Source organism: Pseudomonas sp. P135 (genome assembly GCF_020312125.1).
GTDB lineage: Bacteria > Pseudomonadota > Gammaproteobacteria > Pseudomonadales > Pseudomonadaceae > Aquipseudomonas > Aquipseudomonas fragariae.
In genome coordinates this window covers 33,135-55,796 of sequence record NZ_JAGPYR010000018.1, presented here as the reverse complement: position 1 = coordinate 55,796, position 22,662 = coordinate 33,135, and the positions used below count along the sequence as shown (strand labels likewise).

Here is a 22,662-nt window from a genome sequence, read left to right as displayed (position 1 = left end):
GTCAGAACATGAAACAGTGGTTATCGATTTCCCTGAGTGCGAGCCTGCTGTTCGCTGGCCTGGCGCAGGCGGCCACGCCGCTGATCGGTGTGGGCATGGCCAAATATAACGACAACTTCCAGACCATCCTGCGCCACGGCGTGGAAAAACAGGTAGCCCTGCTGGACGCCGACATTTTCATGGAAAACGGCCAGGACGACGTGGAGCTGCAGATGCGGCAGTTTCGCAATCTGGTGAACTCGAAAGTCGATGCCATCGTTGTCGCGATGGTGAGTGGCAAAAGTGCACCGGAGATGATGCGTCTGGCCAACGAGGCCAAGGTTCCGCTGGTATTCGTCAACCGCAATCCGGAGCCTGCCACGTGGCCTGCGCTGACGGCGTTCGTCGGCTCCGACGAACTGGAATCCGGCACATTGCAGATGGAAGAGCTGGCTCGCCGTGCCAATTACAAGGGCAATGTGGTGATTCTGGTCGGCGACCCGAGCAACAAATCATCGGTCATGCGCACCGAGGACGTGGAAAAGGTGGTCGCCAAGTACCCGGACATGAAGGTTGTGCAGGAGAAAATCGGCAACTGGGAGCGCAGTCAGGCTGCGACCATCGTGATTGAATGGGTCAAGCAGGGCGTTGACTTCTCCATCATCGCCGCCAACAACGACGAAATGGCCATTGGGGCAATCATGGGGCTGGAAAAAACCGGTAAAAAGGCGGGTGATTACCTGGTGGGCGGGATCGATGGCACCCCGGACGGTTTGAAGCTGATGGCCGAAGGCAAGATGGCGGTGAGCGTGTTCCAGGATGCGCTCGGGCAGGCTAACGGCGCAGTGGATGCCGCGATGCGCATGGCGCGCGGCGAAACCCTGGCGTCCCCGGTCATCTGGGTGCCGTTCAAGCTCATTACTCCGGAAAATCGTCAGCAGTTCGAGTAGTGCTCAGGTTACAAACGTGTGGCGCTGGGCGTCACACGTTTGTGTCCTTGCTGCACACTCGGGGTCGAACATGGAGCAGGGCGCGCTTACCGGCAAGTCAGACTCGAATATCCTGCGGTCCGCGGATCTGGGCTTCGATGCGTGTGCCGGTCAGGCGTTCTTCGTTGGAGAAGCCGTCGTAGCTGGACAGGTCGCCAAAGCGAATGCCGGTGAGTTGTTCGATCTGCGCGACGCTGCGTTGCCAGGTTTTGAGTGGGCCGAACATGATGTCCAGCTTACCCAGCTCGCGGGTCTGGTCGATCATGTAGGCGCTGGCCGAAGGCTTGCCGTCATCACCGAGAAACGCCACGACCTTCCAGAATGCAGAAGGGATTTTGACGTTGCGGTAGCTGCGGTCGTCGTCGCGCAGCACCGGGCCGGTGAACACCGTTACCCGTGATTTCCAGCGTCGTGTGTTGTCGAGAATGTAGTCTTCGAGTTCCAGCCAGGTCTTCTGGTTGAACGCGCCCATCTGCGGCGAGCAGTTGGTGAAGTGGAAGGTGTCGCTGTTGGCAACTTCGGCTTCCTTGCCCCAGTTAGGGTCCTGACGCCGAACCAGATGGCCGCGATCCAGCAGGTTGTCGGCATACACGCTCTCGCCAATCTGCGCCTCGGCGGGCAGACGGCCGTCAAATGCCCAGGAATCCTTGCTGCGCTTGACCTCTACGCTGTTGGCACCGTCAATGTTGACGCCGACATACAGCGCCAGACGCCGACTGCGCGACATGGTGATGGAAAAGTGCGTGTAATCGAGGCGATCGCCGGCGTTCTTCAAAGGATAGACGTCAGGCGCAAGCTCCTCGTCGGCAGTCGGCCAGGGCACGATGAAATCGCCGAGGAAGTTCTCTGCATAGCCGGTGCGTTTTTTCAAGTCGCTTGCTGGTGTGGTGCGTCCTGCGGCAAGCGCCTGTGGTTCGAGCAATGGGGTCGTCGACGTCAGCGGTTTGAGGTCGGCAAGGCGGGGACGGTAGGCGAGATCGATGGCGAACTTCTTGTCAGGCACAGTGCTTGCTCCTGTGGGGGATTGAATGTGTTTAGTTCACCATAGACGCGTTACAGAGTGGCGTCAGGCCGGACGTTCGACATGATTGACTGCCGATTCGGCAAATTCCGTTAAATAGGCTTAAGTATCTGGCAACGTGCGTCGATAAGCTGTTGATAAGAGCAATCCGCAGCTCGCGTTATTTCATTGACCGGAGGGCTACAGGATGTCGATAAAGCTACGTCTGTTCTTGCTGATAGGCACCAGTGTACTGACCGTCATGATCATCAGCCTGGTCAACTACCTGGGTAACACGCGCATGGAGGCGGCGATGCTCGACAGTGAAGTCAGCATGGCTGCGCTGGGCAATCACCTGGAAGCCGACATGATGCATGACGCGCTGCGTGCCGATGTGCTGTCGGCGATGCTGTTTGGTCTGGGCAGGAGCAACAGCACGCGTGACGAAGTGCAGACATCCCTGAAAGAGCATGCCGCACTGTTTCGCAAGGTCGTGAGCGATAACCTGCAACTGCCGCTCACCGATGCCATCAAGGCGGAGCTGAGCAGGATAAAGCCAAGCCTCGACGCTTATATCAGCGCAGGCGAGCGGATTGTCGGGCTGGCCATCGACAGCCCGGACCGTGCGCAGCAAGATCTGGGTACGTTCTCCAGCGCCTTCACGCAACTGGAGGGGCAGATGTCGACCTTGAGTGACCTGATCGAGGACAACTCCAAAGCCAGCGGCGAACGCACCCGTCAGACCACCCGCAGTGCCAATCTCACCTTGGCGGTCGTGCTTTCGATCAGTATTTTGCTGCTGCTGGTCCAAGGGCATTGGGTGACGCGCAGCATCATGATCCCGCTTGCGTCCGCCAGTCGTATTGCCGACAGCATTGCTCATGGCAACCTCAGCGAACCCATTACCGAGTCCCGTGGCCGTGACGAAGCCAGCATGCTGATTCGCAGCCTGGCGATCATGCAGCGTGACCTGCGCAGCATGATCGAAGTGGTGCGCAGCAATGCCAATGACGTCAGCGGCATGAGCCGTCAGCTCAGCAGTGGTTGCCATGAGGTGGCCGACAGCAGCCGGCAACAGAGTTCGGCAGCCGGCACCATGTCGGCGGCGACCAGCGAGATGACCGCAAGTATCGAAGAAATCACCCGGCATGCCGGGCAGGCACTGGAAATGGCCAGTCAGGCCGAATCCCTGGCCAAGAACGGCGGTCGGGTGATTCATCAGGTGGTCAGTGACATGGACAGCATTGCCCGTTCGGCACAGCAGTCGGCTCAGGTGATCCGCACGCTGGACAAGGACTCGGAAGGCATCTTCAATATTATTCAGGTCATCAAGGGGATTGCCGACCAGACCAACCTGCTGGCGCTCAACGCGGCCATCGAGGCTGCCCGTGCCGGCGAGCAGGGCCGTGGTTTTGCCGTGGTGGCCGATGAGGTGCGCAGCCTGGCCGGACGCACCAGTGCGTCTACCCAGGAAATCACCGCCATGGTTGCGCGCATCCAGCAGAGCACCCGCGAAGCGGTTACCAGCATGGAAGCCGGTGTCGCTCAGGTCGACAAGGGCATGGCGGTCACCGCCGAAGTGGAGCGTGCGATCAGCGACATCCTGGATGCTACGTTGAGCACTACGCAGTTGGTCAACGACATCACCCGTACCATTGGCGAGCAAAGTCTGGCCAGTAATGAAATCGCCCATCAGGTGGAAATGATTGCCAGCATGTCCGAGGGCAATAGCCGGGTCATCGGCCAGACCGCCAGTACCACCGACGAACTGTCGGTAATGGCCGGGCAGCTTTCACAATCGGTCGATCGCTTTCAGCTGTGATATCAAATTGCCCAGGTCTGCAGTACTCTGCGCCGCGAAAAGCGCCGTGAACTGCGTGGCTGAAGTTTTTCCGCCTGCGCTGAAGGCGAACGCATTAAAGCTTTGGTAGCGACAGACGTTAACCATCGCACCGGAATCACCCTTGTACCCAGGAGCAGCAAAATGCAGACGTTAAAGGCTTTGTACGAGTCAGTTGAAAAGCAGTTTTTCAACACGCTGACCAAGAAGCTATCAAGCCTTTTCCTGCTGGTCCTGGTCAGCGCCTTGCTGTATTGGGTGGCGCTGAATATTCGTTCCGACATCATGCTGCAATTGCGCGGCACACAAACGGACCCGGCCGCGCTGGGCGTGATCCAGAGTCAGCTCGATCTGCTGAGCAATGCGATTTTGCTGAGCACGCTGTTCACGCTGGTCATGGTCAGCTTCATGGTCTGGTATTTCCGCCACCTGATCGTGCGCCCGGTGATGTCCATGACCCGTGCGCTCGAAGAGGTCGCCAGCGGTGAAGGTGATCTGTCGAGGGATCTGCCGTTGCTCACTCACGATGAAATTCGCGGGCTGGCCAGTACCTGCAATCTCTTTTTGGCCAAACAGCGCGAGATCATCAGCAGCATTCAGGGGCTGACGGTACAGATTGCCGTCGAGTCGGCGCGTTCGCTGAAGAACATCAGTGATTCCAGCGACAGCGCGACCGATCAGGCCCGCTTCGCCAGAGAAGTGATGGACCAGAGCAACATGGCAGTGGGCAGCATCGAGGATGTCTCGCAGCAGACTCAGGGCATTTCCAGCACCACCGCGCAGAACCTGAGCATGGCGCGCGACTCTTACGCCGAATTGCTGGAAGTGACCGGAAACATCAGCCAGATATCCAGCAGCCTGAATGAGTTCGGTGGGCTGGTCTCCGGCTTGAATGAGCGTTCATCAAGCATCAAGTCGATTGTCGGGCTTATTCAGCAGATTTCTTCGCAAACCAACCTGTTGGCGCTCAATGCGGCCATCGAAGCGGCGCGGGCGGGGGAGAGTGGTCGAGGTTTTGCGGTGGTGGCCGACGAAGTGCGCACGCTGGCGCAAAATGTCAGTAAAGCCACTGACGACATCTCGCGCAACATCGACGCCATGCTTCAGGAAGTCAGTTCCACACACGAACAGACCATTCAGATCAGCCAAAGCGCCCGCGAAACCCAGCTGGTGGTGGAGCGTGCGTCCGGCCATTTCGAAAGCATGATCGGCGATTTCGAGTCGACCAACGACAAGCTCGCCGACATCGCGGCGCACATTCAGCAGTTTGCCTCTACAAACACGGGGATCAATGAACGGGTAACGCGGATTTATTCCGATAGCCAGGCCATCGACCAGCGCATGCAGCACTCCGCGACGGCCACCCGGGATCTGTCCAGTGTGGCCGAGCAGGTGCAGGCGTTGCTGGGGCGATTTGTGCTTGGGCATGGCGAACTGGATGCGGCGATTACTCGCGCCAGTCAGTGCCGTGACATTCTGCAAGTCCGTCTGGCCGAGCTGCACAAGCAGGGTGTCAATCTGTTCGATCAGAGTTACAAGCTGATTCCGGGCACAGACCCCAAACAATACACGACCGGTTACACCGAGCGTTTTGCGCAAATCTGCCAGGAAGAATGCGACAAGCTGACCAAGGGCACACGCGGCGGCAAGGTTACCTTCATCGTCGACAGCAAAGGCTATTGCCCGGTCAATAACAGCTGGGTATCGCAAAAACCTACCGGCAATCGCGAAGTCGACCTGCCGGTGTGCCGCAACAAACGCATGTTCTCCGACCCGATCGGCCTGCGTGCTGCAGGCAACAAGCAGCGTTTTCTGTTGCAGACTTACTTGCGCGATACCGGCGAGATCATGACCGAAATCGATGTGCCGTTCTTCTTTGAAGGGCGCCACTGGGGCAACTTGCGGATGGGCTTCGATGCCGCGCTGCTGCTGGGGAAATAAGCGGGGCGCGACGTGCGCGCCCGACGCTCGATGCCGACCCACAGTAACATCGCCTAACCCGTTTCATGTACCCATGGCAGAACGCATGCAGGCTGGCCTGATCCGAAACGACTGAACGTTTGTGCCAATAAAAGCTCCATTTTCAAGCGGCGCTGATTTCCAGAACGCCACCGGAGGTGTGACTTTGAACATTCAAGACCTGACCAAGCATGTAAAGGATCAAACGGTTCGTGAACTCGATCTGATCTCCATGGAAGGCGGTTCCTACGTGCTCCACGCGAAGATCGACGGCAAGTCCGTGCCGGTGGAGGATTCGAGTGGAAAAACCCTGCACGTTGCCTCGGTGGAAGAAGCGCGCAAGGTGCTGTCTTCGGTGTCTGACGTGAAGCTGTTCATGACCCAGGCCGTGGCGCATGACGAGATGGTCGGTCTGGATGACGTTCGGGCACAGGCTTCGCGGCACGAGATACCCTTGCGCTCCAGCCTGTAACTGCCGATCAGGCGTTGTTGCGCCTGACCGCAATGCACTTGATCTCCAGAAGCAGCCCTGGATGTGCCAGCTCAGCCACGCCGATGCAGGTCCAGGCGCACTGGCCACGCGGGAAGATGCGGTTTTTCACCTCGCGAAACACCGCCATGTGTTCGCTCATGGCGACGTGATAAGTGGTCATGTCGACGATATCCTCAAAGGTGCAGCCGCCCTCGGCGAGTACCGTGCGCAGATTCTCCCAGCAGGCGATGAATTGCGCCTCGGGGTTGAGAATGACCTCCATATCCCGTGTACGTCCCACCTGGCCCGCGCAGTACAGGGTATCGCCAACCCTGACCGCAGGCGCATAGCCTGCACGGTCCATGATCGACTGCATGGTGGGCGGGATGATGAGCTCTCGGTCTGACATGTTGTAACACCTGTTCGTAACGCTTGAATGTGCAATGGCTGGTCTGGCTATCGCTGTTGCGGCCTACGCCTTGGCGGCCGGTCTGACAGCACGCCGCGGCTTTTTCGCCGCAGTGTCCGTTGTGGCGGTCTTGGCGACGCGCGTTGTGGTCTTGCGTTTTTTCTTCCAGGGCGGTTTAACGCCTGCCGGGCTGGCCGGTCCGCTGATGCTCATACGCATGCCGACGCAACGGCTGATCTGTTTGCTCATCCACGCCGCCTGTTTGGCGACGAACTCTTCAAGGCTCATTTCGCCGCTCTGGACCATGTCCAGCGCCTGTTCCCAGATGGCGGTGGTGCCCGGATCGGCGATGGCACGGGGCACGGCGTCGATCAGGCTGAAGGCTGCCGGAGCTGCGCACAGCGACTTGCCCTGCTTGGTCAGGTAGCCACGGTCCAGCAGGCCTTGAATGATCCCGGCGCGGGTGGCTTCGGTGCCGATGCCGGTGGTGTCCTTGAGCTTCTGTTTGAGCAGCGGGTCTTCCACCAGTTTGGCGACGTTCTTCATCGCCTTGATCAGGTCTCCCTCGGTGAACGGCTTGGGCGGCTGGGTCCAGAGGTCCTTGAGGATGACCTCGGCGATTGCACACTCGCAGCCCTGAAACAATGCCGGCAACGGCTGCGGGGCAGGCGCTTCGCGCCCCTTGGCCGGGGCCAGCGCTTCGGGCATCGCACGCTTCCAGCCCGGCTCGACAATCTGCTTGCCCACCGCACGCAGCGCGTGGCCTGCACAGTCGAAGTCGGCCTGGGTGCGGTCGTATTCATGGTTGGGCAGAAACTGGGCCAGATAACGCGCCCTGATCAGGGTGTACACCGCTCGCGGTTTGCCGCTCAGACGTTCTACGCCGCGTACAGCTGCGGTGGGAATGATGCCGTGGTGGGCCGTCACTTTGCTGTCATTCCAGGCCCGTGACCGACGTTGTGGGTCGAGGTGCGGCGACAGGTTTGCCAGCGCAGGGTCGGCCTTGCACAGCGCCGCGATGATGCCTGCGGCTTCAGCGTGCTGACTGTTCGGCAGGTATCCGCAATCGCTGCGCGGGTAGGTGATGACCTTGTGGGTTTCATACAGGGACTGGGCGATGTCCAGGGTTTCCTGCGCGCCGAGGCCGAGCTTTTTCGAGCAGATTTCCTGCAGGGTGCCCAGGTCGAACGGCAAGGGCGCCGCTTCGCGAATGCGCTCGGTGCGCAGCTTGACCAGCCGTGCGCTGGCAGCGCCGCGCATCGCTTGCGCAGCCTGTTGCGCCAGCGCCTGATTCAGGCAGCGGTCCTGATCGTCGCAGGCATCCGAGGGTGCGCGCCACTGGGCAATGAACGCCTGATTGTCATGCAGCAGCCTGACGTCGATAGCCCAATAGGGCGCCGGGACAAAGTTGGCGATACTGCGATCACGGTCCACCACCAGTCGCAGGGTCGGGGTTTGTACCCGGCCGACCGGAAGGACGCCCTGATAACCGGATTGCCGACCCAGCAGGGTGAACAGGCGGCTCATGTTCATGCCGATCAGCCAGTCGGCGCGTGATCGGCCCAGTGCCGAGTGATACAGGCTGAACGTATCGGCACCGGGCTTGAGCGCCGCCAGTGCCTTGCGGATCGAGGCGTCATCCAGTGCCGACAGCCACAAACGCTGAATCGGCCCGCGATAGCGACAGTGCTCGATCAGTTCGCGGGCGATCATTTCGCCCTCACGGTCGGCGTCGGTGGCAATCACCAGCTCCGTCGCTTCACCCAGCAGCCGCTTGACTGCCTTGAACTGGCTGGCGGTTCTGGGCTTGACCAGCATCTTCCATTTTTCCGGCACGATGGGCAGGTCTTCCAGCACCCAGCGTTTGTAACGTGCATCGTAGGCATCGGGCGGGGCGGTTTCCAGCAGGTGGCCGATGCACCAGGTTATCGTCGCATTGGCACCCACCCAGCAGCCGTCGCCACGCCGGGTTGCGCCGAGCGCAGCCGCAATATCTTTGGCCTGGGAGGGTTTTTCGCAGAGAAACAGCCGCATGACTACCGTCGTCGATTACCGGTGCAAGGGCTGCAAGGATGAACGTTGAATGCGCGGCGGGCAAGTTTTATCTGTATGGATATACAGATAAACGCGCTGTGCGGCCGCTGCAATCGACCGCCTGACGCCATGCCCGCTTGCGCGGTTCAGCCTCTAGAGTTGCCGGTGGCTCAGCTCAACAATTCGGAAAATGCCTTGTCGGCTTCCAGCACCGCCGGCAGCCCGGCAAACAGCGCGTCCAGATCGATGCCTTCCATCAGCGGCCCGCCTGACGCCTGCTGCGCCTGAGGTGTCGCGCCGCCGTGAGCTTCCAGGGCATCCGAAATGGTGATGGCCTGGGCGACGATCCTCGGCAGCGATGCGTCAGCCGGTGCTTTCATCGGCGTTGCCTGATAGGCGATAGCCTGTTGAATGACCTTGGGCAGATGCCAGCGACTGGCCAGTTCTGCACCGACCTCCGGGTAGCTGAAACCCAGTTGCAGGGTTTCGCTGGCCGCACGCCCTGGCGTTCCGGCTTTGGCGGCGTTGTTCAGACGCTCGGCAACATCGGGTGCGCCAGTCTGGATCAGTAACTCACCGATGTTATGCATGACCCCGCAGGTAAAGGCGATTTCAGGGTCGACGCCGGTCTGTTTCGCCAGCATCCGGCAGATTCCTGCCACCTGAAAGCTTTTGAGCCAGAACCCCTTGAGATCAAAACTCGGCCCGGCCTTGAATGCACCGGTCACTGCCGAGGCCATGACCAGCGTACGCAGCGTATTGAAACCCAGGCGCATGGCCGCGTCTTCGATACTTGAGGATTCCCTCGAGCCGCGAAAGCGTGCCGAGTTGGCCAGGCGCAGTACCTTGGCGGCAATCACCGGGTCCTTCTCGATGTTGCGGGCGATGCTTTCCAGGTTCGAAGAGGGATTGTCAAATTGCAGCATCAAGTCCTGAGCCACTTTGGGAATACTCGGGAGGCTGTGCAAACCGTCAAAAAGTTGCTCGATACTTGGCATGGCGAGGCCATCCTGTGCAGGGCGGGGGATGATTTCAACCATAGCCAGTTTTTCCTGTTCTGCACGCTTGAGTGTCAATTGTGGGAGGGATGTCTCGACACACGATGAAAAAAATAATCAAGGACTCGTGGATCGCGCCGATATGGCGATACAAGCGTCTCTGTAAGGTTTCGATACTCGGACCTGCCTGGTGATTGACGCCGCGGCAGGTGTATCGGCTCCGGTTGCTGAACGGCCTGTGGGTTGTAACGTGAAATAGACGGCACTGTTGTGAAGTTTGATTGGCGATCCAGAGATCGTCCTTATTGGTTTTTTGCCGTGGAAGTAACCGCTATGAAAAGTCTGGGTTTCAGCAAAAAGATCCTTCTCGCCGCCGCATTGATTGTGGTCGTGGCGTTCAGTGTGTTCATTGTCGTCAATGACTATCGACAACGTCAGTCGCTCAAATCCAGCGTCAAGTCCGAGTTGCAACAACTGGGTACGCTCACCACACAAAACATTCAGACCTGGCTGGAAAGCCGCATGCAATTGCTGCAATCGATGTCGCAGCAAATCGCCGTGGATGGCAAGGAACTGCCCCAGCTGCAGCGCGCCATCGGTCTGCCTGCCTACAGCGAAAGCTTTCAACTGAGCTACTTTGGCAGCACCGAAGGCGTGATGTTCTCGGTGCCGTCGGCCAATCGCCCGGCTGACTACGATCCGCGTGCGCGTGGCTGGTACAAGGCGGCACAGAATGCGCCGGGCACCATTGTGACCGAACCCTACATCGCGGCATCCTCTGGCAAGCTGGTCATGACCATGGCCACACCGGTCAAGTTTCAGAATCAGTTCGTGGGCGTGGCCGGTGCTGATATCGCTCTGGACAACGTCACCAAGATCATCAACTCGCTGAACTTCGATGGCCATGGCTATGCATTCCTGGTCAGTGCCGACGGCAAGATTCTGGTGCATCCGGACAGCAAACTGGTGCTCAAGAACATCAGTGAAGCCTACCCGACCAATACTCCGAAAATTACCACCGGCGTGACTGAAATCGACTCCGGTAAAAAGCCGGAGATCATTTCCTTCACGCCCGTTCAAGGTGTTTCGACGGCCAACTGGTACGTGGCACTGGTGCTCGAGCAGGATTCCGCCTATGCCATGTTGACCGAGTTCCGTTCCTCGGCAATCACGGCGATGGTGGTTGTGGTGGTGGTGATCATCCTGCTGCTGGGCCTGTTGATTCGCGTGTTGATGCAACCCCTGCATCAGATGGGTCGGGCGATGCGTGACATCGCTGACGGCGAGGGCGATCTGACCAAGCGTCTGGCAATCACCTCGCAGGATGAGTTCGGCGAACTGGCCGAGTCGTTCAACCGTTTCGTCGAGCGTATTCACACCTCGATCCGTGAAGTGGCCTCGACTGCCGCGCAATTGGGCGAGGTTGCCACCCGGGTGGTCAAGGTCTCCAACGCCTCGATGGGTAACTCCGACCAGCAGGCCAACCGTACCGAAAGCGTGGCGGCGGCGATCAACGAACTGGGCGCAGCAGCCCAGGAAATCGCCCAGAATGCGGCACGCACCTCGCAGCAGTCGAGTGATGCGAGCGGCCTGGCCAGCGACGGCCAGAACGTCGTGCAGCAGACCATCAAGGCGATGAACGAGCTGTCCGGGAAGATCAGCGAGTCGTGCGTGAACATCGAAAGCCTGAATGGCAAGACTGCCAACATCGGGCAGATTCTCGAGGTGATCACCAGCATTTCCCAGCAGACCAACCTGCTGGCGCTCAACGCAGCCATCGAGGCAGCGCGTGCCGGTGAAGCAGGGCGCGGGTTCGCGGTAGTGGCCGACGAAGTACGCAACCTGGCGCATCGCACTCAGGATTCTGCCCAGCAAGTGCAGACCATGATCGAAGAGCTGCAGGTCGGCGCTCGCGACGCAGTGACCAACATGACCGAGAGCCAGCGTCAGAGCGAGGACAGCGTCGGCATCGCCAACCTGGCCGGCGAGCGTCTGGGCAGCGTGACCCGCCGCATCGAAGAGATCAACGGCATGAACCAGTCGGTCGCGGCGGCAACCGAGGAACAGACCTCGGTGGTCGAGTCGATCAATGTCGACATCACTCACATCAACACCCTCAACCAGCTGGGTGTCGACAACCTGCGCCAGACCCTGGAAGCCTGCAACTCGCTGGAAGAGCAGGCTGCCCGCCTGCAGCAACTGGTAGGCAGCTTCCGGATCTGATCCGGCCACTTTCTGCGCCGCTGCTCATACCCGGGCGGCGCAGACAGAGCGTCTGGAATCGCATCCCGACGCCCTGCATCGCTAACCATGTGCGCATCGCAACAACATCTGCGACAAACTGTTATGACCCCGTCATTCGAGCTTCATGAGGCTGCAACAACACAGGTTCAGTTTGGTTGACAACCGAATGCGACCTGTCCCGGGTCGTGCACAGACCGAGAAGCCTCATGAACGAAGCCATTCATGTACAGGGCCTGAACAAGACCTTTTCCCACAAAAGCGCGCTCATTGACCTTGCGTTGTCTATACAACCCGGTGAGATGGTCGCGCTGATTGGCGCTTCCGGTTCGGGCAAGTCAACGCTGCTCCGGCATCTCGCCGGCCTGGCGTGCTGCGATCGCAGCAATGGCGGTCAGGTTCAGGTGCTGGGGCGCGAGGTTCAGTCCTCCGGTCGCCTGAACAGCCAGGTGCGACGTTTGCGCGCCGATATCGGCTATATCTTCCAGCAATTCAATCTGGTCAATCGCCTAAGCGTGCTGGACAACGTCCTGCTCGGTTGCCTGGGGCGCATGCCGCGCTGGCGCGGCAGTCTGGCGCTGTTCAATAACGAAGAAAAGCAGCGCGCAATGGCCGCGCTGGAGCGGGTAGGGCTGGCAGATCTTGCCGCGCAACGGGCTTCGACCCTGTCCGGCGGCCAGCAGCAGCGGGTGGCGATAGCCCGTGCCTTGACCCAGCGCGCCGAAGTGATCCTCGCCGACGAACCGATTGCCTCGCTGGACCCGGAATCGGCCCGCCGTGTCATGGAAATCCTCGCCGACATCAACCGCCGCGACGGCAAGACGGTCGTGGTGACCCTGCATCAGGTCGATTATGCCGTGCGCTATTGCCCGCGTGCGGTGGCCCTCAAGTCAGGGCGCATCCATTTTGATGGACAGGCGCATGACCTCAGCAAACAGTTCCTCAACGACCTCTACGGTGCAGACGCGGACGCGAGTCTGATGATCACCGAACGAAGCTGGCGCGTGCGGCAAAAAGCCCGCCTGACGCTGGCCAAAGTCTGACGTCCTTTCGACATCCACCACCTGACATTTTCCGGAGAGCCTGCATGTTCAAGCGTATCGGTCGTCTTCTCGCCTCTGCCGCCTTGCTGACTGCCTGCGCGTTGGGCACGGTCCAGGCCGCAGAAGAAAAAACCATCAATTTCGGCGTCATGTCCACCGAGTCTTCGCAAAACCTGAAAAGTATCTGGCAGCCGTTTCTCGATGACATGAGCCGCAAGACCGGTCTGAAGGTCAATGCCACCTTCGCCTCGGACTACGCCGGCCTGATTCAGGGCATGCGCTTCAACAAGGTGGACGTGGCCTGGCTGGGCAACAAGGCGGCGATGGAAGCGGTGGACCGCTCCAACGGCGAGATCTTTGCCCAGACCTCTGCCGCCAACGGTGACGCGGGCTACTGGAGCCTGCTGATCGTGCGCAAGGACAGCCCGATCAATAGCGTCGAAGACATGCTCAAGAACGCCAGGAGCCTGACCTTCGGCAACGGTGACCCGAACTCCACTTCGGGCTATCTGGTGCCAGGTTATTACGTGTTTGCGAAAAACCACGTCGATGCGTCCACCGCCTTCAAGCGCACCTTGAACTCCAGTCATGAAGTCAACGCCCTCAGTGTTGCCAAGGGGCAGCTGGACGTTGCGACCTTCAACACCGAAAGCTGGGATCGCCTGGCCGTGACCCAGCCCGACAAGGTCGAGCAACTCAAGGTGATCTGGAAATCGCCGCTGATCCCGGCCGACCCGATTGTCTGGAGCAAGGCCCTGTCGGACCAGGACAAGGCCAGGATTCGTGAGTTCTTCACCAGTTACGGCGATACCGATGAAGAGAAAACCGTCCTGAAGAACATGCAGATGGGCAAGTTTCTCAAGTCCAGCGATGACCAGTTGTTGCCCATTCGCCAGCTCGAACTGTTCAAGCAGCGCACCGAAGTGGTGGCCAGCACCACGCTGGATGAGCAGGAGAAAGCCGCCCGTCTCAAGGATATCGATGCCAGCCTGAGCAAGTTGCAGGAGCGCATCACCGAGCTGAACCAGAAAACCGCAGGCAGCTCCGCAGGTTGAGCCCGCCGTTCACGATCAGGAGTTCGTCATGACCACTCACGTTGCCTATACCCAGGTTGCGGGCAAACCCAACTGGTCCCGTTATCTGGGCTGGGGCCTGTTGCTCGCTGCACTGGCCTGGGCCTGGCACGGCGCAGAAATGAACCCGATGGCACTGGTTCGCGACTCGTCGAACATGGCCACATTCGCCGCCGATTTCTTTCCCCCAGACTTCCGTGAGTGGCGCAGTTACCTCAAGGAAATGCTGGTGACTATCCAGATCGCTCTGTGGGGCACGGCGCTGGCGATTGTCTGCTCCATACCGCTGGGCATTCTGTGCGCCGAGAACATCACGCCGTGGTGGATTCATCTGCCGCTGCGGCGCTGCATGGACGCTTTTCGTTCGATCAACGAGATGGTCTTTGCGATGCTGTTCGTGGTCGCCGTCGGTCTGGGGCCGTTCGCCGGGGTGCTGGCGCTGTGGATCAGCACCACCGGGGTCCTCGCCAAACTGTTCGCCGAAGCTGTCGAAGCCATCGAGCCCGGACCGGTCGAAGGCGTGCGGGCCACCGGTGCCAGCGCCTTGCAGGAAGTCATCTACGGGGTCATTCCGCAGGTCATGCCGCTGTGGATCTCCTATGCTCTATACCGGTTCGAATCCAATGTGCGCTCGGCAACCGTGGTAGGAATGGTCGGCGCAGGCGGCATCGGGGTTATTCTCTGGGAAAACATTCGCGCTTTTGCGTTCGTCCAGACCAGCGCCGTGCTGCTGGTGATCATCGTTGTGGTAAGCGTCATCGACATCATGTCGCAGCGCCTGCGCAAGCAATTCATCTGACAGAAGAGGGGTGTTCAATGAACACTTTTTTTAATCATGCAGTTGTCTAGACAAGATAGTCCGATGTACCGCGAGCTCGCCAACATTTTGCGTGAAGAGCTGACCACCTATCAGCCCGGCGATTTCCTGCCCGCCGAATTTCAGCTGGCCGAGCGCTTCAGCGTCAACCGCCACACCATTCGCCGCGCGGTCGATGAACTGGTGCGTGAGGGCAGCGTGTTGCGACGTCAGGGCAAAGGCACTCAAGTGCTGGAGCGTCCGCTGATTTATCCGATGCAGGCTGATAGCGCCTATAGCAAATCCTGGTCGGCGCAGGGCCTGGGCGTGGAAGCGATCCTGCTGCGTCGTCAGGAATGTCAGGCCAGCCGTGAAGATGCCCAGCATCTGGGAGTGGACGAGCACGCGCCGCTGATCGAACTGCAGACACTGCGCAAACTGGACGGCCAGGCGGTCAGCCTGATCTTCCACCGCTACAGCGCCCGTTACAGCGATTTGCTGGCCGATTACCGCGGCGGCTCGGTGCGCCAGTACCTGGCTGAGCGCGAGTTGCCGTTGAGCCGTGCGCAGAGCCTGATCGGCGCACGCCTGCCGTCCCGCGAAGAGGCCGCGTGGTTGCTGATGCCCCGACACATGCCGGCGCTGACCGTACTGACGGTTTCCTGTGACCCGGCGGGGCAGCCGGTGGAGCTTTCCCGCTCGGTCAGCCGCGCCGATCGCTTCCAGTATCAAGTGGCGACTCCTTTCAAGACGACCTGACACCGAGGTGTTCCATGCAAGCAACTCCCGAAACAACGGCGCGTCAGCACTGGATGGGCGTACTGGCCCGCGCTCATGCCGATCAGCCGAGCCGCGAGCAGTTGAACCGCCACGAAGCGGCGCTACGCGACACCGATTACCAGATGATCCGCGCCCCGGAAATCGGCATGACCCTAGTGCGCGGCCGTATGGGCGGCACCGGTTCAGCTTTCAACCTCGGCGAAATGAGCGTGACGCGCTGTGTGGTGCGTCTGGCCGATGGGCGCACCGGCTACAGCTATCTGGCTGGACGCGACAAGCGCCACGCCGAACTGGCGGCGCTGGCCGACGCACATTTGCAAGGCGCGCAGCAGGCCTGGTGGCTGTCCGAGCTGATCGAGCCCCTGGCGCGTGCGCAAGCCGAGCGTCGGGCGCGCAAGGACGCCGAGGCTGCTGCCACCAAAGTCGAATTCTTTACCCTGGTCCGAGGAGAAGACTGATGAATGCCGTCCTTTTGCAACCTGCCTTCACCGATCCGGTACTGGATGCCCAGCGCAGTTTTCGTGTCGCCCTAAAGGCGTTGTCCGGGCCGGGCGTGATCCAGACCTTGCCTACCGCGCATCAGCCGCCGGCCTTGCAGGGCCTGGACAGTGCAACCCACGCCTTGTGCCTGGCGTTGCTGGACCTGGACACGCCAGTGTGGCTGGCACCGGCATTCGATACCCCGGCGATTCGCGCGAACATTGCCTTTCATTGCGGCAGCCCGATTGTCACTGAGCGGCACGCAGCGCGCTTCGCGTTGCTCGGTGCGGCGACGGCCCTGCAACTGCACGATTTCGATACCGGCAATGACCGCTACCCGGATCAGTCCTGCACCTTGCTGATCCAGCTGCCTGACCTGGAAGGCGGGCGGATGCTTGCCTGGAGCGGTCCGGGCATCGAGCGACACCATTCGGTGGCCCTGCCGCTGGATCAAGGTTTCTGGGCCGCACGTGAAGCCCGCAATGTCTTCCCTTGCGGGCTGGATGTGTTCTTTGTCTCGGGCAATCGACTGCTCGGCTTGCCACGCAGCACTCGCGTGCAGGAGTGTGCCTGATGTACGTCGCGGTCAAGGGTGGCGAACAGGCCATCGATAACGCTCACCGCCTGCTGGCCAGCAGGCGTCGTGGCGACACCGGCATCGCTGAACTCGACGTCGAGCAGATCCGTCAGCAACTGCCGCTGGCGGTAGCACGGGTCATGAGCGAAGGGTCGCTGTACGACCCGCAACTGGCTGCACTGGCGATCAAGCAGTCGGCGGGCGATCTGATTGAAGCGATCTTCCTGCTGCGCGCCTACCGCACCACGCTGACGCGCTTCTGCGCCAGCCTGCCCATCGACACCTCGGACATGCAGCTCAACCGCCGCCTGTCGGCCACGTTCAAGGACCTCCCCGGCGGTCAATTGCTGGGGCCGACCTTCGACTACACCCACCGTTTGCTGGATTTCACCTTGCTGGCCGAAGGTGAGCACCCGGGCCCGGAAGTCACCCCGCACGCCACGCTGGAGCCCTGTCCGCGAGTGCTCGGGTTGCTGGCCAAAGAAGGGCTGATGAAGCCCGAAGTCGACGATGGCGAGCGCGTAGCGGACATCACCCGCGAGCCCCTGGAGTATCCCGCCACTCGTGCCCAGCGCCTGCAGGCACTGGCGCGTGGCGATGAGGGGTTTCTGCTGGCGCTGGGTTATTCGACCCAGCGCGGTTATGGCCGCAATCACCCGTTCGCCGGGGAAATCCGTATCGGTGAGGTGGAAGTCTGGATAGAACCTGAAGAACTGGGCTTCCCGATCGTGATTGGCGACATCGAAGTCACCGAATGCGAGATGGTCAATCAGTTCGTCGGCTCGGCCAGCGAACCCGCGCAGTTTACCCGCGGTTACGGTCTGGCGTTCGGCAACGCGGAGCGCAAGGCGATGGGCATGGCACTGGTGGACCGTTCGCTGCGCGCCGAGGAATTCAATGAAGAGATCGTCTCACCAGCCCAGCAGGAAGAGTTCGTCCTGGCGCACTGCGACAACGTTGAAGCGGCGGGTTTCGTCTCGCACCTCAAGCTGCCGCATTACGTGGACTTTCAGTCCGAACTGGAGCTGATTCGCAAGCTGCGCACGTCTGCACCGAAACCGGGGAGCGACCAATGACTCATGCACCGATGAACACCGCACAGCAAAGGCCTGCACGGGACGAGGCCTACAACTTCGCTTATCTGGACGAGCAGACCAAACGCATGATTCGCCGCGCCTTGCTCAAGGCGGTGGCGATCCCCGGTTATCAGGTGCCGTTCGGCGGCCGCGAAATGCCGCTGCCGTATGGCTGGGGCACCGGCGGGATGCAACTGACCGCCGCGATTCTGGGCGCCGATGATGTGCTCAAGGTCATCGACCAGGGCGCTGACGACACCACCAACGCGGTCTCGATCAGGCGTTTCTTTGCCCGCACGGCCGGCATCGCCACCACCGAGCGCACGCCTGAGGCGACGGTCATCCAGACCCGTCACCGGATCCCGGAAACACCGCTGCACGCCGATCAGATCATGGTCTATCAGGTGCCGATTCCCGAACCGCTGCGTTTCATCGAGCCCTCGGAAACCGAGACCCGGACCATGCACGCGCTGGATGATTACGGCGTCATGCACGTCAAACTCTACGAGGACATCGCCACTTTCGGCCATATCGCCACCAGTTACGCTTATCCAGTGATGGTCGATGAACGCTATGTGATGGACCCGTCGCCGATTCCCAAATTCGATAACCCCAAGCTGCACATGAGCCCGGCACTGATGCTGTTCGGCGCGGGGCGCGAAAAGCGTCTGTACGCCGTGCCGCCGTATACGCAGGTGGTGAGCCTGGACTTTGAAGATCACCCGTTCGAGGTGCAGCGCTGGGAGCAGTGCTGTGCGATCTGCGGCAGCCATGATTCCTTTCTCGACGAGCTGATTCTCGACGATGCCGGGACGCAGAGCTTTGTCTGTTCCGACACCGATTACTGCGCCCAGCGCGTCAAACAGCAGGAGAACGACCGATGATCAGTGCACGTTCACTGGACCCGGCGGGCGAGCGCCTTCCCGAGGCTGTGCAGCCGCTGCTCAAGGTACGCGGCCTGACCCGTCTGTACGGTGTGCAGAAGGGCTGTCAGGACGTCAGTTTCGATCTGTACCCCGGCGAAGTGCTGGGCATCGTTGGCGAGTCCGGCTCGGGGAAATCCACGCTGCTCTCGCTGTTGAGCGGACGTTGCCCGCCGGACCGCGGCAGCATCGACTATCGCAGCAAGGAGGGCGACTGGTTCGACCTGTACAGCGCCAGTGAGGCGCAGCGGCGCACCTTGCTGCGCACCGAATGGGGCTTTGTCGAACAGAATCCGCGCGATGGCCTGCGTATGGGCGTGTCGGCCGGCGCCAATATCGGCGAGCGTCTGATGGCGCAGGGGGTACGCAATTATCAGCAATTGCGGGGTGCCGCGCTGGACTGGCTGACCCAGGTGGAGATCGATCCGCAGCGCATCGACGACCTGCCGCGGACCTTTTCCGGCGGCATGCAGCAGCGCCTGCAAATCGCCCGCAATCTGGTCTCCAGCCCCAGACTGGTGTTCATGGACGAACCCACCGGCGGGCTCGACGTATCGGTGCAGGCCCGCTTGCTCGATCTGTTGCGCGGGCTGGTGCGCGAACTGGATCTGGCCGTGGTCATCGTTACTCACGATCTGGCAGTCGCGCGGCTGCTGGCTGACCGGCTGATGGTCATGCGTCGCTCGGAGGTGGTCGAAAGCGGCCTGACCGACCAGATTCTCGATGACCCGCAACACCCGTATTCGCAACTGCTGGTGTCCTCGGTATTGCAGCCATGAGCCGCACTGTCCGAACAGCCTGTACAGAAGAGGTGAGCCCGATGACAACCTTGATCGAGGTCCGTGACCTGTCGAAAACCTTCACCCTGCATCAGCACAACGGTGTAGTCCTCAATGTGCTGCGCGGTCTGAATTTCTCGGTGCGCGCTGGCGAGTGCCTGGTGCTCAGCGGGCAGTCCGGCGCGGGCAAAAGCACGCTGCTGCGCACCCTGTACGGCAATTACCTGCCTGCCGCCGGCAGCATTCGCGTGCAGCATGAAAGCGAGTGGACCGAGCTTGTGGGCGCAACCCCGCGCCAGGTGCTTGAGGTGCGACGCAAGACGCTCGGCTACGTCAGCCAGTTCCTGCGCGTGATCCCGCGTGTGTCCAGCCTGGACGTGGTCATGGAACCGGCCCTGGCGCGCGGCTGGTCCCGTGAGCAGGCGCAGGAGCGCGCGCAACTGCTGCTGGGGCGGCTGAACATTCCGCAGCGTTTGTGGCCGCTGGCGCCCAGTACGTTTTCCGGTGGCGAACAGCAGCGCATCAACATCGCGCGCGCATTCATGGTGCCATGGCCGGTGCTGTTGCTCGACGAACCGACTGCGTCGCTGGACGACGCCAACCGCCGGGTGGTGCTGGAGCTGGTCGACGAGGCCAAACGGGCCGGTGCCGCCCTGATCGGTATTTTCCATGACCGCGATGCCCGCGAGGCAGTCGCCAATCGTCAACTCGACATGACCCCGGTGGACCTCACCGCCAAGGAGTTGCTGCAATGCTGAACGAACAGGTTTTCAGTAACGCCCGCGTGGTGACGGCCGAGCAGGTATTCACCGGCACTGTGGTGGTCCGTGACGGCCTGATTGCCGAGGTCGAGAGTGGATGCAGCCAGTTGAGTCAGGCTCAGGACATGCAGGGCGATTACCTGCTGCCGGGGTTGGTGGAATTGCACACCGACAACCTCGAAAAGCACCTGTCGCCGCGTCCGGGCGTTGATTGGCCGTCGATGTCCGCGGTGATCAGCCACGATGCGCAAATCGTCGCAGCGGGCATCACCACGGTGTTCGACGCGCTGTCGATCGGCGACATCAACCCCAAAGGCAAGCGCATGCAACAATTGCCCGCCATGCTGCAGGCGATTGCCGACGCCAACGCGGCAGGCCTGACTCGTGCCGAGCACCTGCTGCACCTGCGCTGCGAGGTCAGCCACCCGGATACCTTGAGCGTGTTTCGCGATCTGGTGGACCAGCCACTGGTGCAACTGGTCTCGGTGATGGACCACGCGCCCGGCCAGCGTCAGTTTGCCCTGGAGTCCAAGTACCGCGAGTACTACATGGGCAAGTACCACATGAACAACGAGGAAATGGACCGTTTCATCGTTGAACAGGTGGCCAACTCCAACGAGTACGCCGACCGTTACCGGCGTGCGATCGTCGAACTGTGCCTGGCGCGCGGCCTGTCGATTGCCAGTCACGACGATGCAACCATGGCGCATGTCGAGGAGTCGGCGGGTTTCGGCATGAACATCGCCGAGTTCCCGACCACGCTCGAAGCGGCCCGTAGCTGTCGGCAACTGGGCATGAGCGTGTTGATGGGCGCACCGAACATCGTGCGCGGCGGCTCGCACTCCGGTAACGTGGCGGCAGCATCGCTGGCCACGGACGGGCTGCTGGATATTCTGTCCAGCGATTACTACCCGGCCAGCCTGTTGCAGGCTGCATTCATGCTCGCCGCTCAGGACAACGCATGTGACCTGCCGCAGGCGATCAACATGGTCAGCCACACGCCGGCCGTGGCTGCCGGGTTGGCGGATCGTGGTGAAATACGTGTCGGGCTGCGCGCAGATCTGATCCAGGCACGTGATCATGCCGGCCTGCCGGTTATCGACAAGGTCTGGCGACAAGGCAAGAGGGTGTTTTGATGGTTGGCAGGTTGATCTATCTCATCGGGCCGTCCGGATCAGGCAAGGACAGCCTGCTGGACGCGGCCCGGGATACCCTGGCGCAACGTGATTGCCGGATCGTTCGGCGGGTCATCACCCGTTCCGCCGAAGCGGTGGGCGAGGCGGCGCAGGCGGTGACTGTCGAGCAGTTCGAGCAGATGCGCGAGCGAGGCGCGTTCGCCCTGAGCTGGCAGGCCAATGGTCTGCACTACGGCATTCCCGTCGAGATCGATCAGTGGCTGCTGGAAGGCCATGACGTCCTGATCAACGGCTCCCGGGCGCATCTGCAAAAGGCGCAGGCGCGCTATCCCACGCTGCTGGCGGTGTTGCTGACGGTCAATCAGGAGGTGTTGCGCAAGCGCCTGCTGGCACGCAACCGGGAAAGCCTCGCGGAAATCGAGGAGCGCCTTGCGCGCAACTCGCGCTTTGCCGGAGATTTGCTGGCGAGCAACCCGCAGGTCTTCCCGCTGGATAATTCCGCTGACCTGCAACACACCGTTGCCACGCTGCTCGGCCTGCTCGACAAGCGTCACGCATGCGCCTGACCCTGTTGGGCACCGGTGACGCCCGGCAGGTGCCGGTCTACGGTTGTCAGTGTGTGGCGTGTGCTGCCGCGCGGACCAATCATGATCTGCGCCGCTTGCCGTGCAGCGCGCTGATCGAGTGCGCCGACCAGCGCTGGTTGATCGACAGTGGCCTGACCGACCTCACCGAGCGTTTCCCGCCGCGCAGCCTGAGCGGGATTCTGCAGACGCATTACCACGCCGACCATGCGCAGGGGCTGTTGCACCTGCGCTGGGGCCAGGGGCTGGTGATTCCGGTGCACGGCCCGGCGGATCCGGAAGGCCTGGCCGACCTCTACAAGCACCCTGGCATTCTGGATTTCAGCCAGCCATTCGCGGCCTTCGAACGCCGTGCACTGGGCGCGTTGCAGGTCACAGCGCTGCCACTGACGCACTCAAAGCCTACGTTCGGCTACCTGTTCGAAGGTGACGGGCAACGTTTTGCCTACCTGACCGACACCGTCGGCCTGCCCGACGACACCCGCGAGTATCTACAACGTGCACCGCTGGATCTGCTGGTGCTCGACTGCTCGATGCCTCCACAGCCTCAGCCGCCGCGTAATCACAACGACCTGACCCTGGCGCTGCAAACCATCGAGTGGCTGCGACCGGGCAGGGCGGTGCTGACGCACGTCGGCCATACGCTGGATGCGTGGTTGATGAGGCACTCCAAACAGTTGCCGGGCAATGTAGTGGTGGGGCGGGATGGTATGACGGTGGTCTGAGCGACGTC

Annotated in this window: 22 protein-coding genes and 2 pseudogenes; 20 read left to right on the top strand and 4 right to left on the bottom strand. The window is 61.0% G+C overall.

The features are described from left to right. Nucleotides 1–8: 8 nt before the first annotated feature. Nucleotides 9–929: a substrate-binding domain-containing protein gene (locus tag KBY08_RS21860; RefSeq protein ID WP_111522605.1), complete on the top strand. Its 921-nt coding sequence runs from the start codon at nt 9–11 to the stop codon at nt 927–929. Between the two features lie 97 nt (nt 930–1,026). Here the strand turns inward: KBY08_RS21860 and KBY08_RS21855 are convergent, their stop codons facing one another. Then, a complete protein-coding gene (locus KBY08_RS21855) occupies nt 1,027–1,971 on the bottom strand; it encodes a DNA/RNA non-specific endonuclease (RefSeq protein ID WP_003407890.1) in 945 nt (314 codons plus the stop codon). A gap of 205 nt (nt 1,972–2,176) precedes the next feature. Between KBY08_RS21855 and KBY08_RS26925 the strand changes: the two are divergent. From KBY08_RS26925 to KBY08_RS21840, 4 genes and pseudogenes are all read left to right on the top strand, one after another. After that, nucleotides 2,177–2,932: pseudogene (locus tag KBY08_RS26925) on the top strand (MCP four helix bundle domain-containing protein); the annotation flags it as partial. Further along, nucleotides 2,927–3,790: a methyl-accepting chemotaxis protein gene (locus KBY08_RS26920; protein WP_373605097.1), complete on the top strand. Its 864-nt coding sequence runs from the start codon at nt 2,927–2,929 to the stop codon at nt 3,788–3,790. The pseudogene KBY08_RS26925 and the gene KBY08_RS26920, both read left to right, overlap by 6 nt. Nucleotides 3,791–3,952: 162 nt before the next feature. After that, nucleotides 3,953–5,749: a methyl-accepting chemotaxis protein gene (locus KBY08_RS21845; protein ID WP_011267534.1), complete on the top strand. Its 1,797-nt coding sequence runs from the start codon at nt 3,953–3,955 to the stop codon at nt 5,747–5,749. Nucleotides 5,750–5,927: 178 nt separating this feature from the next. Further along, a complete protein-coding gene (locus tag KBY08_RS21840) occupies nt 5,928–6,239 on the top strand; it encodes a DUF6482 family protein (protein WP_024638445.1) in 312 nt (103 codons plus the stop codon). Between the two features lie 7 nt (nt 6,240–6,246). On the opposite strand, the gene KBY08_RS21835 is transcribed toward KBY08_RS21840, so the two are convergent. The 3 genes from KBY08_RS21835 to KBY08_RS21825 all read right to left on the bottom strand — a co-directional run bounded on the left by KBY08_RS21835 (nt 6,247) and on the right by KBY08_RS21825 (nt 9,680). Continuing rightward, the gene (locus tag KBY08_RS21835) at nt 6,247–6,648 is read right to left on the bottom strand and encodes a RidA family protein (protein ID WP_003403629.1); all 402 of its coding nucleotides are present in this window, start codon (nt 6,646–6,648) and stop codon (nt 6,247–6,249) included. 63 nt (nt 6,649–6,711) lie between these two features. Continuing rightward, nucleotides 6,712–8,682 carry a DNA topoisomerase III gene (locus KBY08_RS21830; protein WP_111522607.1) on the bottom strand — a complete coding sequence of 657 codons (1,971 nt, stop codon included), beginning with the start codon at nt 8,680–8,682 and terminating at the stop codon, nt 6,712–6,714. Nucleotides 8,683–8,852: 170 nt separating this feature from the next. Continuing rightward, the gene (locus KBY08_RS21825; protein ID WP_024638442.1) at nt 8,853–9,680 is read right to left on the bottom strand and encodes an HDOD domain-containing protein; all 828 of its coding nucleotides are present in this window, start codon (nt 9,678–9,680) and stop codon (nt 8,853–8,855) included. 333 nt (nt 9,681–10,013) lie between these two features. Between KBY08_RS21825 and KBY08_RS26915 the strand changes: the two are divergent. The 15 genes and pseudogenes from KBY08_RS26915 to phnP all read left to right on the top strand — a co-directional run. Continuing rightward, nucleotides 10,014–11,045 (top strand): annotated as a pseudogene (locus KBY08_RS26915) (cache domain-containing protein); the annotation flags it as partial. 93 nt (nt 11,046–11,138) lie between these two features. Further along, nucleotides 11,139–11,903, top strand: a complete 765-nt coding sequence (locus KBY08_RS26910) for a methyl-accepting chemotaxis protein (protein WP_370661143.1) — start codon at nt 11,139–11,141, stop codon at nt 11,901–11,903. A gap of 227 nt (nt 11,904–12,130) precedes the next feature. Then, on the top strand, nt 12,131–12,964 hold the full coding sequence (phnC, locus tag KBY08_RS21815; protein ID WP_104653194.1) for a phosphonate ABC transporter ATP-binding protein: 834 nt from the start codon (nt 12,131–12,133) through the stop codon (nt 12,962–12,964). Nucleotides 12,965–13,008: 44 nt separating this feature from the next. Then, complete coding sequence (phnD, locus tag KBY08_RS21810; RefSeq protein ID WP_003403613.1) at nt 13,009–14,019, top strand: phosphonate ABC transporter substrate-binding protein; 1,011 nt, start codon at nt 13,009–13,011, stop codon at nt 14,017–14,019. A gap of 28 nt (nt 14,020–14,047) precedes the next feature. Continuing rightward, on the top strand, nt 14,048–14,836 hold the full coding sequence (phnE, locus tag KBY08_RS21805; protein WP_003403611.1) for a phosphonate ABC transporter, permease protein PhnE: 789 nt from the start codon (nt 14,048–14,050) through the stop codon (nt 14,834–14,836). Nucleotides 14,837–14,872: 36 nt separating this feature from the next. Next, nucleotides 14,873–15,592 (top strand): phosphonate metabolism transcriptional regulator PhnF, encoded by a 720-nt coding sequence (gene phnF / locus KBY08_RS21800; protein ID WP_111522609.1) that lies wholly within the window; start codon nt 14,873–14,875, stop codon nt 15,590–15,592. A 14-nt stretch (nt 15,593–15,606) separates the two neighbouring features. After that, nucleotides 15,607–16,071 (top strand): phosphonate C-P lyase system protein PhnG, encoded by a 465-nt coding sequence (gene phnG, locus KBY08_RS21795; RefSeq protein WP_004418042.1) that lies wholly within the window; start codon nt 15,607–15,609, stop codon nt 16,069–16,071. After that, on the top strand, nt 16,071–16,667 hold the full coding sequence (phnH, locus tag KBY08_RS21790; RefSeq protein WP_057457582.1) for a phosphonate C-P lyase system protein PhnH: 597 nt from the start codon (nt 16,071–16,073) through the stop codon (nt 16,665–16,667). The genes phnG and phnH overlap by 1 nt, the downstream gene beginning before the upstream one ends. Continuing rightward, a complete protein-coding gene (locus KBY08_RS21785; RefSeq protein ID WP_024638435.1) occupies nt 16,667–17,746 on the top strand; it encodes a carbon-phosphorus lyase complex subunit PhnI in 1,080 nt (359 codons plus the stop codon). Before phnH ends, KBY08_RS21785 begins: the two co-directional genes overlap by 1 nt. An 11-nt stretch (nt 17,747–17,757) precedes the next feature. Next, on the top strand, nt 17,758–18,630 hold the full coding sequence (locus KBY08_RS21780) for an alpha-D-ribose 1-methylphosphonate 5-phosphate C-P-lyase PhnJ (protein ID WP_170855885.1): 873 nt from the start codon (nt 17,758–17,760) through the stop codon (nt 18,628–18,630). Further along, on the top strand, nt 18,627–19,448 hold the full coding sequence (phnK, locus tag KBY08_RS21775) for a phosphonate C-P lyase system protein PhnK (RefSeq protein ID WP_003403603.1): 822 nt from the start codon (nt 18,627–18,629) through the stop codon (nt 19,446–19,448). The genes KBY08_RS21780 and phnK overlap by 4 nt, the downstream gene beginning before the upstream one ends. A gap of 41 nt (nt 19,449–19,489) precedes the next feature. Next, nucleotides 19,490–20,206, top strand: a complete 717-nt coding sequence (gene phnL, locus KBY08_RS21770) for a phosphonate C-P lyase system protein PhnL (RefSeq protein ID WP_111522610.1) — start codon at nt 19,490–19,492, stop codon at nt 20,204–20,206. Next, entirely contained in the window at nt 20,200–21,345 is a 1,146-nt protein-coding gene (locus tag KBY08_RS21765; protein ID WP_111522611.1) for an alpha-D-ribose 1-methylphosphonate 5-triphosphate diphosphatase, read from the top strand. The genes phnL and KBY08_RS21765 overlap by 7 nt, the downstream gene beginning before the upstream one ends. Continuing rightward, entirely contained in the window at nt 21,345–21,911 is a 567-nt protein-coding gene (phnN, locus tag KBY08_RS21760; protein WP_003403600.1) for a phosphonate metabolism protein/1,5-bisphosphokinase (PRPP-forming) PhnN, read from the top strand. Before KBY08_RS21765 ends, phnN begins: the two co-directional genes overlap by 1 nt. After that, a complete protein-coding gene (gene phnP, locus KBY08_RS21755; protein WP_024642918.1) occupies nt 21,902–22,654 on the top strand; it encodes a phosphonate metabolism protein PhnP in 753 nt (250 codons plus the stop codon). The genes phnN and phnP overlap by 10 nt, the downstream gene beginning before the upstream one ends. The last annotated feature ends 8 nt before the right edge of the window (nt 22,655–22,662 follow it).